This is a genomic window from Haemophilus sp. SZY H36 (assembly GCF_018829625.1).
GTDB classification, from domain to species: Bacteria; Pseudomonadota; Gammaproteobacteria; order Enterobacterales; family Pasteurellaceae; genus Haemophilus; species Haemophilus haemolyticus_K.
This window is the reverse complement of the sequence record NZ_JAHKKA010000001.1, coordinates 313,341-329,110: the sequence shown is the minus strand read 5'-3', so window position 1 is coordinate 329,110 and position 15,770 is coordinate 313,341. Positions and strand designations below refer to the sequence as shown.

Here is a 15,770-nt window from a genome sequence, read left to right as displayed (position 1 = left end):
TTGATATCAAAATTTGATCGAGCTCACATTTTTTTCAGATTACGCCCGACTTTATTTAAAAATAGGTGGTCAATTTTCTCTTAAAAGGCGTAAAATCTTTTTTAAACATTATCAAAAAAGTTGAAAAGGTCGAATATGGTTCAAAAGGTGTTTTTATTGGCCCGTTCTTTGGTCATTTTATACATTATGTTATATCTCGGAAATCTTATTGCACATTATGTACCTGTAGGTGTACCTGGGAGTATTTGGGGATTGTTATTGCTCTTTTTAGGTTTAACGACACGATTAATTCATTTAGATTGGATTTATTTAGGCGCGAGCTTATTGATTCGTTTTATGGCGGTGCTTTTTGTGCCTGTAAGCGTAGGTATTATTAAATATTCTGATTTATTAAGAGAACAGGTTAATATTTTATTACTTCCCAATATTGTAAGCACATGTATTACATTAGTTGTGATTGGTTTTTTTGCCAATCATTTATATCAACTCCAATCTTTTACACATAAACGGAAAAAAGTAATAAAACGTCGCCAAGTTCAAGAGAAACAAATAACTGAAAACATGTAGTCTTTATTTGGATGTCAATTATGCAGCAGTACGCAATTTATCTTTATACATTTTTAACAATTTTCGGATTTTGGCTTGCATTACAAATTAGTAAACGTTGGAAATCAGTCATTTTCAATTCATTTATCTTAACCGTATTGATTCTTGTGGTAATTTTAGTTGTAGGTAAAATTCCATATGATGATTATATGGCTGGGAATGCACCAATAAACAATTTGCTTTCATTAAGTATCGTTGCTCTTGCTTTGCCGCTTTATGAGCAACTTCGCCAAATTGCCAAACAATGGAAAATCATTCTTTCAACGGTTTTCATTGCCTCTTTTTTAGCAATGTTAAGTGGTGCACTTTTAGCATTTCTTTTAGGTGCAACACCTGAAATGGTCGCAACAGTTTTACCTAAATCTATTACAACGCCTATCGCGATGGAGGTTTCTCGCCATTTAGGCGGAATTCCTGCTGTTACCGCCGTAGGGGTTGTTGTTGCAGGTTTGCAAGGCTCTGTTTTTGGTTACCTTGTATTAAAAAAATTAGGTATTAAACATCAAGAAGCTATAGGACTTTCCGTTGGTTCTGTTTCTCATGCACTTGGTACCGTAAGTTGTATGGAAACTAACTCAACAGCAGGAAGTTATAGTTCTATTTCTCTCGTGCTTTGTGGGATTATTAGTTCTATTCTTGCCCCATTTGTATTTAAGCTCATTTATTTCTTTGTTTAAATATCAATAAAAATTCAACCGCACTTTATTTATTCTAGATTTTGTTTGTTCCAGATAAAGTGCGGTTGTTTTTTGTGCTAAATGATTAGATAATGCAGAAAAATGAAATAAAACAAAGCGATATGAAACCACTTATCATTGATTCTTCTTGGACAGAACGTTTTCTTCCCGATCCTCCACGCGAAAAAGATAATCGTCCACCATTTCGTCGTGATCGGGGGCGAATTTTACATTCTGCCGCCTTTCGTTGCTTACAAGCGAAAACTCAAATACACGCGATTGGTGAAAATGATTTTTACCGTACTCGTTTAACTCATTCTTTGGAAGTCGCACAGATTGGCAGTAGTCTCGTTGCACAGCTTAAATTTTTAGAAACCTTTGAAAGCCTTTCGCAAACATTAAATATTGATAAAAATGAATTACAAAAGCAGCTGAAACCTTTATTGCCGAGTAATGATCTTATTGAAAGTTTGTGTTTTGCGCATGATATAGGACATCCGCCTTTTGGGCATGGTGGCGAAACGGCATTAAATTATATGATGGCAGAGCAGGGCGGTTTTGAAGGCAATGCACAAACCTTTAGAATTTTAACGAAACTTGAGCCTTACACTGAAAATGCAGGGATGAATCTAACGCGTCGAACACTATTGGGTGTAGTGAAATATCCCGCGTTGTTAGATGTGGCCTCGCCTCAATATGCAGAACTTAATTTTTCTCGCAATATTGATCCTCGTTTTGTGCGTATTCACGATTGGATTCCAGGAAAAGGCATTTTCCGAGATGATTTAAAAATGTTTAATTGGTTGCTCGAAAATCTTTCTGAAAATGACCGTATTTTATTCTGTCAATTTAAAAAAGTTCGGGAAAATCCAGCTGAATCTTTACATACTCGGTTTAAATCGCTGGATTGCAGCATTATGGAATTAGCGGATGATATTGCCTATGGTGTGCATGATTTAGAAGATGCGATTGTGACTGGCGTGGTAAACCCTCATCAATGGCAAGCAGCACATTTCGCATTAAAACAAATTCCGTCAGCTTGGTTGCATGAAAATATTGATTCAATTAGCCAACGACTTTTCTCTGATAAACATTTTGAGCGAAAACAAGCTATTGGCGCATTGGTGAACTTTTTTATTACCAATGTGCGGTGGAAATTAACGGCAAATTTTGATGAACCTTTGTTACGTTATAACGCAGAGTTGCCACCTGAAGTGATTGCTGCACTTGGTGTATTTAAAAAATTCGTTTGGGATTATGTTATCCGTAATGTGGATACCCAACGAATTGAATATAAAGGGCAGAGAATGTTGACTGAAATGTTCCAGATTTTTGAATCTGATCCGGAGCGTTTATTACCAAGAAATACTGCAAATCGTTGGCGTAATGCACCAGAAGAAAGGAAGAAACGGATTATTTGCGATTATATTGCAGGCATGTCAGATGCACACGCATTGCGGGTATATCAACAACTTTGATTTAAGAGAGAATCCCATCGAATTGATGGGATTTTTTATGCAAACCGTATAGAATAGTGCGGTTAATTTTCACTGAATTTTTATGGGGCAGTTGTGGCATTAATTAGTTTAACCAATGGATATCTTTCCTTTAGTGATGCACCTTTGTTAGATCACGCAGAACTACATATCGAACCGAATGAACGTGTTTGTTTAGTTGGGCGTAACGGCGCAGGTAAATCAACTTTATTGAAAATCATCGCAGGCGATGTGCTCATGGATGATGGCAAAATCCAATACGAAAAAGATCTTGTTGTTTCTCGTTTAGAGCAAGATCCACCGCGCAATGCGCAAGGTAATATTTTTGATTATGTCGCGGAAGGTGTAGGGCATTTAACGGATTTATTGAAAGAATACCATCATATTTCTGTTCAATTGGAAGAAAATTACAGTGATCAAATTTTAAGTCAATTAGAGCAAGTTCAGGCTAAATTAGAACACGCTGATGGCTGGAGATTTGAAAATAAAATCAATGAAGTGTTGTTAAAACTGGGCTTAAATCCAAACACAAAATTATCCGCACTTTCGGGCGGTTGGTTACGCAAAGCGGCACTAGCACGCACATTGGTGTGCGATCCTGACGTATTATTACTTGATGAACCTACCAACCACTTGGATGTGGAAGCCATTGAATGGTTAGAAAATTTCTTACTGGATTTCCAAGGTAGCATTGTATTTATTTCCCATGACCGTTCTTTTATTCGCAAAATGGCAACACGGATTGTGGATTTAGATCGCGGTCAATTAGTGTCTTATCCGGGCAATTACGATTTATATTTAACCACAAAAGAAGAAAATCTACGCGTTGAAGCCTTGCAGAATGAATTATTTGATAAACGTCTTGCACAGGAAGAAGTGTGGATTCGCCAAGGTATCAAGGCTCGCCGTACAAGAAATGAAGGACGAGTGCGAGCATTAAAAGCGATGCGTGAGGAACGCCGCCAACGCCGTGACGTAATGGGAACAGCTAAATTACAATTAGATACCTCAAGCCGTTCAGGCAAAATTGTCTTTGAAATGGAAGACGTGAGCTATGAAATCGCAGGAAAAACCTTGTTAAAAGATTTTTCAACAACGATTTTACGTGGAGATAAAATTGCGCTTGTTGGGCCAAATGGCTGTGGGAAAACCACGTTCATTAAATTATTGCTGGGGGAAATTCAGCCAACATCAGGCAAAATTCGTTGTGGTACCAAATTAGACATTGCTTATTTTGACCAATATCGTGCTGATTTAGATCCTGAAAAAACCGTAATGGATAATGTGGCGGATGGTAAACAAGATATTGAAGTTAATGGTGTAAAACGCCATGTACTGGGGTATTTACAAGATTTCTTGTTCCCGCCAAAACGTGCAATGACTCCAGTTAAAGCCTTATCGGGGGGAGAACGAAATCGTTTATTGCTTGCAAAATTGTTGCTCAAACCAAACAATTTATTGATTCTTGACGAACCAACCAATGACCTCGATGTAGAAACATTGGAGCTTTTAGAAGAAATTTTGACTGATTATCAAGGCACATTATTAATTGTGAGTCATGACCGTCAATTTATCGATAATACTGCGACAGAATGCTATTTATTCGAAGGTGAAGGGCATTTGAATAAGTATGTGGGTGGATTCTTTGATGCTAAACAGCAACAAGCCAATTTCAGGGCAAGCAAAGCAGTGGAAGAACAGGCTAAAGCGAAGAAAACTGAAGCGCTAAAAGAAGAAAGTGCGGTGAAAAATGACCGCACTTCTAAGCCGAAATCAGTGAAACTCTCTTATAAAGAACAACGTGAGCTAGAACAGCTTCCACAACTATTAGAAGAATTAGAAAATAAAATCACTGAACTTCAAGCTGAAATAGCCGAACCAGCATTTTTCCAACAGGCTCATGATATTACCGACGCTAAATTAAAAGCATTGGCGGATACTGAAGCCGAATTAGAAACAGCATTTTTACGCTGGGAAGAATTGGAAGAAAAGAAAAATTTGGCTGAAGGTAAAGCTTAAAAAAATAACGCCCGAAAGGGCGTTTTCTTTAGATATTTTCAAGATGATCTTTTTTCAAAATACTTTCTTCATCAAGCGTTGATAAGCGTGAGATAGCGTTACGGTAAGAAATTTCAAGTGTTTCTCTACTGGTTGCCATTACGCCTTGATCCACTAAAAATCCATCATTTACATCATATACCCAGCCGTGCAATGAGAGTTTTTGTCCGCGTTCCCAAGCACTTTTTACAATTGAAGTGCGCCCAAGATTGTAAACCTGTTCCGCTACGTTAATTTTAGTCAACATATCCGCTCGTTTTTCTGGGGAAAGTTTACCGAGAAGATGACCGTGTTTAAACCAAATATCACGAATATGAAGAAGCCAGTTGTTGATAAGCCCTAAATCTTTATCAGCCATAGCAGCATGAATACCACCGCAGTTGGTGTGGCCACAGATAATAATATGTTCAATTTTAAGTACATCGACGGCATATTGCACAACAGAAAGGCAATTAAAATCTGTGTGAATTACTTGGTTAGCAACATTACGATGAACAAATAATTCACCTGGTTCAAGATTCGTCAATTTCTCAGCGGGTACACGGCTATCTGAGCAACCAATCCAAAGGTAATGTGGCGTTTGATGATCCGCCAGCTCTTGGAAGTAAGTCGAATTTTCTTCTTTCATTCTTTGTGCCCAACTGTAATTGTTGGCGAAGAGTTGTTTAATTTTATCCATTTTGCTTTCCTTAAAATTCTGAAAAAATTGACCGCACTTTGGCGTAAGTGCGGTCAATATTAAATCTAAATTGAATTAGAAATTCGCATTTCTTGGCGCGCGTGGGAATGGAATTACATCACGAATATTCTGCACGCCAGTTACATAGACGATTAAACGTTCAAAACCAAGACCAAAACCAGAGTGTGGAACGCTACCGTATTTACGAAGATCTCGATACCACCAATAATCATCTGGATTTAATCCCATTTCTTCCATGCGTTTATCAAGCACGTCTAAACGTTCTTCACGTTGTGAACCACCGATGATTTCACCAATTCCTGGTGCTAACACGTCCATTGCCGCTACAGTTTTTCCATCATCATTTAAACGCATATAGAATGCTTTAATGTCTTTTGGATAGTTTTTCACTACAACTGGTGATTTAAAATATTCTTCCGCCAAGAAACGTTCGTGTTCAGAAGAAAGATCGATACCCCAAGAAACAGGGAATTCAAATTTCTTACCAGATTTTAATAACACATCAATGGCGTCAGTATAGTCAATTTGCGCAAAATCTGAGTTTACAAAGTTTTCTAGACGCGTAATAACATCTTTATCTACGTGTTTTTCAAAGAATTGTAAGTCATCTTTACGCTCAGACAATACTGCACGGAATACGTATTTCAACATATCTTCTGCAAGTTTTGCGTTATCCGCTAACGTTGCAAATGCTACTTCTGGTTCAACCATCCAGAACTCAGCTAAGTGACGGGTGGTATTTGAGTTTTCTGCGCGGAATGTTGGACCGAAGGTATAAATTTTGCTTAATGCACAAGCATAGGTTTCGCCGTTTAACTGACCTGAAACCGTTAAAAATGATTCTTTACCGAAGAAATCTTGGCTGAAATCAACTTTTCCATTTTCACCACGCGGAAGATTTTCTAAATCAAGTGTAGAAACACGGAACATTTCACCCGCACCTTCAGTATCTGATGCAGTAATTAATGGGGTTGCCACCCAGTAGAAGCCTTGCTCATGGAAGAAACGGTGAATTGCTTGAGATAAACAATGGCGAACACGTGCGACCGCACCAATAATATTGGTACGAGGGCGTAAGTGAGCTACTTCTCGTAAATATTCAATAGAGTGGCGTTTTGCTGCCATTGGGTAAGTATCTGGATCTTCAACAAACCCTGTCACTTCTACTTTTTCTGCTTGTAACTCAACAGCTTGTCCTTCTGCAGGCGATTCAACAACTTTACCCGTTACAATCACAGAACAGCCTGTTGTTAAACGTAAAATTTCGCTTTCGTAATTTTCAATATCGTTATTAATAATCGCTTGAATTGGATCAAAGCAAGAACCGTCATAAACCGCTAAGAAAGATAAGCCAGCTTTAGAATCGCGACGGGTACGTACCCAACCTCGTACAGTGACGGTTTCACCAATCGCCACTTTCCCTTGTAATACATCAACAATTGATGCTACGTTAGACATATAAACCTCTATAACTAAATGTAATTTTACGTAAAAATGGAGATATTCTACCTGAGTATGGAATTTTTTCCATAAAAAAGTATAGAATGGGGTGGATTATTCATCGTGAGGAGAAACAATGTTAAACGATATTTTAACGGGCTATGGAATTTTTGTTTTAGAAATTTTGACGGTTTTATTAGTGATTTTAGTCATTGTGAGCTTAATTATTTCACATCGTCAGCACAATAAAGTGAAAGTAGGCGAGCTGGAAATTAAGGATTTATTGGAAGAATTTGATAGTCAAGTTCGAGTGTTGCGCGATTTTAATTTTTCTGAAGAAGAGCTAAAACAACAAGCTAAAGCAGAGAAAAAAGCTGAAAAACAAAAAGCCAAAAAACGTAAAGAGAAATTAAAAAAAGGTGAAACCGTAGATGACGAAAAGAAAGGGTGTGTATATATCTTAGATTTTCATGGTGATATTTCAGCGTCAGAAACAACCGCACTTAGAGAAGAAATTTCAGCAATCTTAAGTGTAGCAAAACCAGAAGACGAAGTATTACTACGTTTAGAAAGCCCTGGCGGTATTGTTCATGATTATGGGTTTGCCGCATCTCAATTAGCTCGTTTAAAACAAAAAGGAATTAAGTTAACGATTGCGGTGGATAAAGTAGCAGCAAGTGGAGGTTATATGATGGCTTGTATTGCTGATAAAATTGTATCAGCTCCGTTTGCTATCATTGGGTCGATAGGTGTGGTTGCACAAATTCCTAATATTCATCGTTTATTGAAAAAATATGATGTGGATGTAGATGTAATGACCGCTGGAGAGTTTAAGCGAACTGTAACAATGTTGGGGGAAAATACCGAAAAAGGTAAACAAAAATTCCAACAAGAATTAGAAGAAACACATCAATTATTTAAACAATTTGTTTTACAAAACCGTCCTCACTTAGATATAGATAAAATAGCAACAGGAGAGCATTGGTTTGGGACGCAAGCGCTAGAATTGAAATTAGTTGATGAAATCACTACAAGTGATGATTTGATTTTAGATAAGATGAAAGAAAAACGAGTTCTAGCGGTAAAATATCGATTGAAAAAATCGTTAATAAAAAAATTAGGTCGCCAAGCAGAAGAAAGTTTAGCGAATATTATTTATAGTTATATGATGAAGAAGGTAAATAATTTTATTCAATAAACTTTAATTTCTTTACATTATCTTTACAAAAAAAACGGTTGATTTAGGCAAAATCAAGTAATTTGTTATTTACAAGGTAAAGTTTTGCCATTAGTATATGCGCCGAAACTTTGAAAGTTTTGTTCTTTGAAATTTATAAAGTTTAGTTATCCCTTTAATTTAGGGATTTTACAAATTAAAAGGTAAAACAAATGAAATTATCTCGTATTTTATTATCTACTGTTGCAATCGCAACTGTGACAGCTTGTGGTAACTTAAGCAAAGTAACAGATGCTGGTACACCTGAATATAAAGATGTAAATGGTGAGCAAGTACCACAATTAGTATGGCCAAAAATTGATACATCAGGTTTTAATCATGATGGTAGTCAATTTGGTACATGGCCAAATTGGTCTAATGTTCGTTTGATCGAACGTGGTCAAAATAAAGATCAAATTCGTCAATTAATCGGTGATCCTCATTTTGCTGAAGGTTTATATGGCGTAGAAGAATGGGATTATGTATTTAATTATCGCGAAAATGGGGTTCACAAAGTTTGTCAGTATAAAGTGTTATTTGATAAAAACCATAATGCACAATCTTTCTTTTGGTTCCCTAATGGCTGTAACGGTAATTCTGCATTCAGTTTAAGCGGTGATTTCTTATTTGATTTTGATAAAGATACTTTAACTGCGCGTGGTAAAGAAGTCGTTGATAACGTTGCAAATCAATTAAAGGCAACTGGTGCAAAAGATGTTAAAGTTGCAGGTTATACTGACCGTTTAGGTTCAGATTCTTATAACTTAAATCTTTCTCAACGTCGTGCAAATCGTGTTAAAGCACGTTTATTAGAAGATGGTGTTGTTGCTCAGATTAACGCAGTTGGATATGGTAAAAATCCACAAGTTAAGGCTTGTGATGATGTAACAGATAAACAAGCGTTAAGAGAGTGTTTAAGACCTAACCGTCGTGTAGAAGTGACGGCTTCTGGTTCTGTATTAAAATTACAGGAAGGTAGTCAATCTAATGGCGGTACTCAAGGACCTGCTCCTTTATACCAAAAATAATTTAGGTATTTACGTCATTAAAAAATAGGGCTAGATATTTTATCTAGCCCTTTTTACATAAATTATTTTTCTTTTAATACTCTAGGGAATAAAATATTATTCTCTAAATGAATATGATGCATAAGGTCATCAATAAACTCATTAATCCCACTGTATAGAGCTTTCCAACTAAAACAAGCATCAGAAGGCGCTGTACAATGATTAGTGAGAGATTTAACGACTTCTACATCTTGCCCTGCTTCATCATGCTCCATTTCCATTACACGGATTGGCATAGCTGCCATCATATAATTTTTGGCCTTAATCATTGGGAAAAGAATTTGTTCTTCTTTCATTAAATGTTGACTTAATTCTATGTAAATTTTTTCTAGTTGTGCGGCTACACCAATTGGGCAATCTTCACGATCACCATGTACATTTTCAACTTTTTGAGCCAAGGTAATTAATTCAGGTAGCTGCTCTCGATGGCGATTATGGTAGCGTGTAATAATATGATCGATAATTTCGTCATAATGTGCAACGTTCCAATCTTTATCATTATTTTCTGATTTACTTTGTTGTAAATGAGCTAAGCGCGTTTCAATCTCAGAGAGATTAAGATTTTTTTGCTGTGCGGCAACTTCTAGTAAGATAGAACCACCGCAACAAAAATCTAAATCATATTCACGAAAAATTTTTGTTGCTCCCGGGATAGAAACTGCTAATTCGCTAAGTTTTTGTTGGGCAAAAGACATAAATCACTCCTTCTTAAATGAAATAGAATAAAACCTATTAAAATAGTAGGATATTTTCTTCGTGATGGAAAGTGTTTATATTCATTTCTTGATAAAATGATGACTTAAATCAAGAAAAATACTTCATAATAGTGAGATTAAGTAGTAAGGAAGATGATGATTAACGATTAAAACTATAGTGTTTTTGCGAAATAATATGATTTTTTGTAGAATAAGCATTATATTTTTTAGAGGAATTATTATGCGTAATCAAACAAAAAAGTATATCCAGCAATTACAAAATGTTATGCATTCTTTGTCATTATGGCAAAGTATTCCTCCCGCAGCTGATGCTTTTCTCAGTGAAGAACCGTTTTCCATTGATACGATGTCTGCTCAAGAATGGTTACAATGGGTATTTATTCCACGTATGCTAGCATTGCTGGAAAGTGGTGCACCATTGCCAAATCAGATTGCAATTTCCCCTTATATTGAAGAGGCAATGAAAGAGTTTGATGAATTAGAACAATTATTGTCTCCTTTAATAGCCTTAGAAGAATTATTGAAAAATCAATGATATTAGAGATTCTATATCAAGATGATGTATTGATTGCGGTGAATAAACCTGCAGGAATGATGGTACATCGTAGCTGGCTTGATCCTCACGAAACACAATTTGTTATGCAAACTTTACGAGATCAAATTGGTCAGCATGTATTTCCTGTTCATCGCCTCGATCGTCCTACATCAGGTGTCTTATTGTTTGCATTAAATAGCGAAATTGCCAATATATTATGTCAGCAATTTGAACAGCGATGTGTGGAGAAATCTTATTTAGCCGTCGTAAGAGGATATTTAGAGGGAAGGGACATCATTGACTATCCATTAAAAATTCAGTTAGATAAAATTGCAGATAAATTATCCCAAGAAGATAAACCTCCTCAAGATGCCATAACTAAATATGAAGGGATAAGAACTGCAGAAATGCCTTATCCAGTTGGACGTTACCAAACTGCACGTTATTCTTTAGTGAAATTGATTCCTTATACGGGGCGAAAACATCAATTGCGGCGACATATGAAACATATTTTTCATCCAATTTTAGGGGATACTCAATATGGCGATTTACATCAGAATCGAGCATTAACTACTCATACAGGTTGTCAACGATTATTTTTGCATGCTTATGAATTAATATTTATTCACCCTATAACACAAATAGAGATAAAGCTCACTGCAGGTTTAGATGAACAATGGTTAAAATTAATGAATAAATTAGGATGGGAGAATGTTTGATATTATTTTAACGCATGAACAACAACAAAAAGCAGTAGAACAAATTCAAGCGTTGATGGCTAAAGGTGTAAGTAGTGGTGAGGCTATCCAAATTGTAGCAAAGGCGATACGAGAAGCACATAATCATAATAAAAAGGCATCATAAAACTAATTTTTTGTGATCTAGTTATCATTTTTGAAGATTTCTCATTGCATTATTTCATAAAATAACTGAACATATTAACCAGACGAGGTGATAAGGCAATCGCCTTATTGGTATTTTGTTTTAATAGGCAAAGCCTAGAGAGGTCTTTTATGGAAATTGGTGTAGTGAAATGGTTTAATAATGCAAAGGGATTTGGTTTCATTTCCGCTGAGGGGGTAGATGCCGATATTTTTGCTCATTATTCTGTTATTGAAATGGAAGGGTATCGCTCTTTAAAAGCAGGGCAAAAAGTACAATTTGAAGTGATTCATGGAGACAAAGGCTCTCATGCCACGAAAATTATCCCTATAGTGGATAACCAGGAGTAATTATATTGCTCTGATTTTCTCTATTTAGTCCTAAGTAAAAAGACAAGAATTGCAGCTTGTCTTTTTTATTTGAGTAAATTCTTCAAGCTGTTTTTCATTGCAGCCATTTGATTTTCAAATTGTGCTTTACTTTCTCGTTCATCAATCATATAGGTAATAGTTTCTGATAATGTCATTTTCATTTTGCGAGAATATCTTGAAAGACGTTGCCATACAGCATATTCTAAATCAATAGACTTCTTTTTTGTATGCTGTTTTTCACCATTAAAAAAGCGTTTACGGCGCGCCCGAATAGCCTGATCTAATTTAATTGGAAGTGCTGGAGAAAGATGGTTTTTTATCCATGCTTCTATTTTTTCGGGATAATGTTGACAGGCTAATAATTCTTGTGATTTTGCCTCTTGTAGACTGCGTTCTTCATAACATGTAATATTTTCTCCTTCACGGTATTTTCGAATGAGGTAAATCCATTTCCAATTAGCTTCTTGATTTTCAAGTTTTTGATATTTCATGTTTTAACTATTCAGTGACGTGGTAACTCGACTAGTGTAAGTCTTTTTAAATGAATTTTCTAGCAGATTTTTACAAGCGTATGAAATATGCGATAATAGCCCTAATTTTTTCAAAAAGAGAGTGACTGTGAGTTCATTTTTTCCTCAACAAGCCTTGGATTGGCAAGCGTTGCAACCAGATCTAGCTATAACTGAATTCCCACCAGAGACGGTTGATTTTTGGTCATTACAACCTAATGCTAAACAGGCTCTATCTGTATTTTTACGTCATCCTAGTCGTTTTTTGCTAATGCTTAAAGCTGATGATCAAGCTGAATATGCTTCGTTATTGGAATCCTTTACTAAGTTGCATCATCATCGTGAACAATCGGTTTTTGGCGTAAATTATGTTGTTGAGCAAGGAGACGCTTTTTCTTTTCCACGTGTTTATACAGAGATGGCCCATTCCCTAGACGATAATTTTGCTACGCTAGGTGAGGTGGTGAACGCACTTTATTGTGATCAATTTCAATTGTTTGGTTCTCTTCGTGTTCATCCTAGTTCGCATGATATTCAACTAAATCCTGGATTAGTTCATCGTGCAAATGGAGGAGTATTAATTTTAAGTGCAGCAATGCTATTATCTCAGTTTGACTTATGGTTACGACTAAAGCAAATTTTACAAACACAAACTTTTGATTGGTATTCAGCTCATCCTTTTAAACACTTGCCCTGCGATGTGCCTAGTTATAAGCTTAATTTGAAAGTTATTGTGCTTGGAAATCGCACAGAATTGGCAACTTTAGGTGAGTTAGAAGAATCATTATATTCTTTTGCTGATTATGCTGAAATTGAGAGTTATATTTCAGTGGCAGAAGTTGAATCTCAAAAGATGTGGGCTGGTTATGTGAATAAAATAGCACAAACACTTAATGTTGAAATGAATTTTTCTGCACTCAATAAATTATATAAATTATTAGTACGAGAAAGTGAAGATCGATTTCTCATTAATATTTCACCTCTTAAACTTAAAGAAATGTTACAAGATGTAGTGACATTAACGGGTAATTCAATATTAAGTGCGGATGATTTTGAAGCTGTTTTTCAAAGAAAATCTATACAATATGGCTTTTTGAAAGAGCAAACTTATGCTGATATTTTAAATGAACAAGTCTATGTAGAGACCCAAGGGGAAATTGTTGGACAGATAAATGGGCTTTCAGTGATTGAATATCCAGGCACGCCGGTGAGTTTTGGTGAACCCTCACGTATTAGTTGTATTGTCCAGTTTGGTGAAGGGGAAGTTATTGATGTTGAAAGAAAAAATGAGCTTGCAGGAAATATTCATAGTAAAGGTATGATGATTGCTCAAGCTTGTCTTTCTAATATTCTTGATCTCCCTTCTCAATTGCCTTTTTCTGCATCATTGGTGTTTGAACAGTCTTACGGTGAAATTGATGGTGACAGTGCATCGCTTGCAATTTTCTGTGTATTGGTGAGTGCTTTATCTGATTTACCACTACCTCAAAACATTGCGATTACAGGTTCTATCGATCAATTTGGTTTGGTTCATTCAGTAGGCGGTGTAAATGATAAAATTGAAGGGTTTTTCACAATTTGTCAGCGTCGTGGATTAACAGGCAAGCAAGGTGTGATTATTCCTATGACAACTATACAGCAACTGAGCCTATCTGATGAAGTTAAAAGTGCGGTAAAAAATAATGAATTTTTTATTTATCCAGTAGAAGATATTTATCAAGCCTGTGAGTACTTATTTGAACGTGATTTATTAGATGAAAATAAAGAATATTCAGAAAAAACAATGCCTATTTCTCGTTTAATTCAACGTAGGATTGAAAATCGGCTCGATTCTGAAAAAAAAGGATTTTGGGATTTTTTTAAATCTTAATTAAAAAAGCGAACATTTGTTCGCTTTTCTTTTAGTTATAATTAAACGGCACTGATCCGACTAGTTCTGCTAACAAGTGTTCGCTATTTACAGATTTATTTATTCTTTCTAGAATATACTTAATCAGTATAGTACTGAAATTATCATGTATATAGGAAGGTAAAATGCAAAACACTTGTACACCTAATAAAAAAAGCAGTTATTCATATGATGATTTGCTTGCATCAGGTCGTGGTGAGTTATTTGGTAACGATGGGCCTCAATTGCCTGCACCAACGATGTTAATGATGGACAGAATTATCGAAATGAATGAAGAAAAAGGCGCATTTGGTAAAGGCTATATTGAAGCAGAGCTTGATATTACCCCTAATTTACCTTTTTTTGGCTGTCATTTTATTGGTGATCCAGTTATGCCTGGGTGTTTAGGGTTAGATGCTATGTGGCAACTTGTAGGATTCTACTTAGGCTGGATTGGTGGCAAAGGAAAAGGTAGGGCATTAGGAGTTGGTGAAGTAAAATTTACTGGACAGATTTTGCCAACGGCTAAAAAAGTGATCTATCGAATTAATATGAAACGTGTTATTAATCGTAAGCTTGTGATGGGTATGGCTGATGGTGAAGTTGAAGTTGATGGACGTATCATTTATACCGCTACAGATTTAAAAGTAGGTTTATTTCAAGATACTTCAGCATTTTAGTTTTATAGAGCGGACAGGTATATCCTGTCCTGCTCTTATAGGATTAAGCGATGAGATAAATTACATCGGATCAGTATGTTATCTTTATTTTTGATTCAATCCTAAAAAATCCCCAACTTCGTGCTCTAGTTGACTCATTGCAAGTAAAGCTTCTTGGGTTTTCTTGGCTTCATCTTCATCAATAACACTCATTGCAAAGCCTACATGAACGAGAACCCATTTGCCAAGTAAATCGGCAGGATCTCCCGTGCAGACTAGTGAAATATTCACGTCACGTTGTACGCCACATACATCCACGGTGGCAAGTTGAAGAGCGCTTTTGCCAATCTTAACAATTTGGCCTGGAACACCTAAACACATAATACTTTCACTCCTATTGAAATTTGTGCTTATTTTACTATCGCGCGGAATAAGTTACGTCGATCTGGATCAAAAGTTGTTGCTTTTGTTGGCATTGATAAAATCATTCTGAGGCAATCTTGTGCGAGTTGAACTGCTTGAGTATTTGTCATTGCAGGATCAATCGGAGAATGAAGAGAGCAACTAAGATATTGTGGAATATTTTCTAAACTACTCACTGTGAAGGTGAAGGTTTTATAGGGTAGTTGTACTGAAAGTTTATCGCCAATTTCGCGCGGTTCCCATTCTTGATCTTTGCCTGGCAAAATGACAATACTCAACATCCAAGGTGTCACAACCGTACCTATCCATTGGTTTTCAAAAAGTACAAATTTGGGACAATAGCAGTTGATACCTTTTCGATAGAAAGGAAGATCTTTCATTTCTTCTGCAACTTTTCGCATTTCGTTTTGGAAGATTGAAGATGGCTCTTCGGAGAAGCCTTGAATAACTCCTTCAAGTGCGGTGGTATTTTCTGGTGTTTTTTCGTGTCGATACATAATTATTAAAATTTACAGCTAGGGGAATTT

At 36.1% G+C, this 15,770-nt stretch carries 18 protein-coding genes; 12 read left to right on the top strand and 6 right to left on the bottom strand.

What is annotated here, in order from left to right; all coding sequences use genetic code 11:
* The first annotated feature begins 135 nt into the window (after positions 1–135).
* The 4 genes from KP713_RS01380 to KP713_RS01365 all read left to right on the top strand — a co-directional run bounded on the left by KP713_RS01380 (position 136) and on the right by KP713_RS01365 (position 4,798).
* Positions 136–567: a CidA/LrgA family protein gene (locus KP713_RS01380; RefSeq protein ID WP_048952682.1), complete on the top strand. Its 432-nt coding sequence runs from the start codon at positions 136–138 to the stop codon at positions 565–567.
* Between the two features lie 20 nt (positions 568–587).
* Positions 588–1,283 carry a CidB/LrgB family autolysis modulator gene (locus KP713_RS01375; protein ID WP_065264778.1) on the top strand — a complete coding sequence of 232 codons (696 nt, stop codon included), beginning with the start codon at positions 588–590 and terminating at the stop codon, positions 1,281–1,283.
* 92 nt (positions 1,284–1,375) lie between these two features.
* Positions 1,376–2,761, top strand: coding sequence for an anti-phage deoxyguanosine triphosphatase (locus KP713_RS01370; RefSeq protein WP_502793465.1), 1,386 nt, complete (start codon positions 1,376–1,378; stop codon positions 2,759–2,761).
* Positions 2,762–2,854: 93 nt separating this feature from the next.
* The gene (locus KP713_RS01365; RefSeq protein ID WP_215767740.1) at positions 2,855–4,798 is read left to right on the top strand and encodes an ABC transporter ATP-binding protein; all 1,944 of its coding nucleotides are present in this window, start codon (positions 2,855–2,857) and stop codon (positions 4,796–4,798) included.
* 28 nt (positions 4,799–4,826) lie between these two features.
* Here KP713_RS01365 and can read toward each other — a convergent pair whose 3' ends face one another.
* Together can and asnS are read right to left on the bottom strand one after the other, a co-directional pair.
* Positions 4,827–5,516 (bottom strand): carbonate dehydratase, encoded by a 690-nt coding sequence (can, locus tag KP713_RS01360; RefSeq protein WP_215769627.1) that lies wholly within the window; start codon positions 5,514–5,516, stop codon positions 4,827–4,829.
* A gap of 75 nt (positions 5,517–5,591) precedes the next feature.
* On the bottom strand, positions 5,592–6,995 hold the full coding sequence (asnS, locus tag KP713_RS01355; protein ID WP_140449917.1) for an asparagine--tRNA ligase: 1,404 nt from the start codon (positions 6,993–6,995) through the stop codon (positions 5,592–5,594).
* A gap of 118 nt (positions 6,996–7,113) precedes the next feature.
* Here asnS and sohB point away from each other — a divergent pair, with 118 nt between their 5' ends.
* Both sohB and KP713_RS01345 read left to right on the top strand, forming a co-directional pair.
* A complete protein-coding gene (gene sohB, locus KP713_RS01350) occupies positions 7,114–8,175 on the top strand; it encodes a protease SohB (RefSeq protein ID WP_065264782.1) in 1,062 nt (353 codons plus the stop codon).
* Positions 8,176–8,366: 191 nt separating this feature from the next.
* A complete protein-coding gene (locus KP713_RS01345) occupies positions 8,367–9,221 on the top strand; it encodes an OmpA family protein (RefSeq protein ID WP_048952675.1) in 855 nt (284 codons plus the stop codon).
* Positions 9,222–9,283: 62 nt separating this feature from the next.
* On the opposite strand, the gene ytfE is transcribed toward KP713_RS01345, so the two are convergent.
* Entirely contained in the window at positions 9,284–9,955 is a 672-nt protein-coding gene (gene ytfE, locus KP713_RS01340; protein WP_065264783.1) for an iron-sulfur cluster repair protein YtfE, read from the bottom strand.
* A gap of 241 nt (positions 9,956–10,196) precedes the next feature.
* On the opposite strand from ytfE, the gene KP713_RS01335 reads away from it, so the two are divergent.
* The 4 genes from KP713_RS01335 (at position 10,197) to cspD (ending at position 11,743) form a co-directional block, all read left to right on the top strand.
* Positions 10,197–10,511, top strand: coding sequence for a YqcC family protein (locus KP713_RS01335; RefSeq protein ID WP_048952673.1), 315 nt, complete (start codon positions 10,197–10,199; stop codon positions 10,509–10,511).
* On the top strand, positions 10,511–11,230 hold the full coding sequence (gene truC / locus KP713_RS01330) for a tRNA pseudouridine(65) synthase TruC (RefSeq protein WP_048952690.1): 720 nt from the start codon (positions 10,511–10,513) through the stop codon (positions 11,228–11,230). Before KP713_RS01335 ends, truC begins: the two co-directional genes overlap by 1 nt.
* Positions 11,223–11,375 (top strand): YoaH family protein, encoded by a 153-nt coding sequence (locus KP713_RS01325; protein ID WP_048952672.1) that lies wholly within the window; start codon positions 11,223–11,225, stop codon positions 11,373–11,375. The genes truC and KP713_RS01325 overlap by 8 nt, the downstream gene beginning before the upstream one ends.
* 149 nt (positions 11,376–11,524) lie before the next feature.
* Positions 11,525–11,743, top strand: a complete 219-nt coding sequence (cspD, locus tag KP713_RS01320; protein ID WP_048952671.1) for a cold shock domain-containing protein CspD — start codon at positions 11,525–11,527, stop codon at positions 11,741–11,743.
* A 65-nt stretch (positions 11,744–11,808) separates the two neighbouring features.
* Here cspD and matP read toward each other — a convergent pair whose 3' ends face one another.
* A complete protein-coding gene (gene matP / locus KP713_RS01315; RefSeq protein ID WP_048952670.1) occupies positions 11,809–12,255 on the bottom strand; it encodes a macrodomain Ter protein MatP in 447 nt (148 codons plus the stop codon).
* 121 nt (positions 12,256–12,376) lie between these two features.
* On the opposite strand from matP, the gene KP713_RS01310 reads away from it, so the two are divergent.
* Positions 12,377–14,143: an AAA family ATPase gene (locus KP713_RS01310; RefSeq protein WP_179855774.1), complete on the top strand. Its 1,767-nt coding sequence runs from the start codon at positions 12,377–12,379 to the stop codon at positions 14,141–14,143.
* Between the two features lie 164 nt (positions 14,144–14,307).
* Positions 14,308–14,841 (top strand): bifunctional 3-hydroxydecanoyl-ACP dehydratase/trans-2-decenoyl-ACP isomerase, encoded by a 534-nt coding sequence (gene fabA, locus KP713_RS01305; protein ID WP_048952668.1) that lies wholly within the window; start codon positions 14,308–14,310, stop codon positions 14,839–14,841.
* Positions 14,842–14,925: 84 nt separating this feature from the next.
* On the opposite strand, the gene hybG is transcribed toward fabA, so the two are convergent.
* Positions 14,926–15,201 (bottom strand): hydrogenase maturation factor HybG, encoded by a 276-nt coding sequence (gene hybG, locus KP713_RS01300; protein WP_215769626.1) that lies wholly within the window; start codon positions 15,199–15,201, stop codon positions 14,926–14,928.
* A 29-nt stretch (positions 15,202–15,230) separates the two neighbouring features.
* Entirely contained in the window at positions 15,231–15,740 is a 510-nt protein-coding gene (gene hybE, locus KP713_RS01295; protein WP_215769625.1) for a hydrogenase-2 assembly chaperone, read from the bottom strand.
* Between the last annotated feature and the right edge of the window lie 30 nt (positions 15,741–15,770).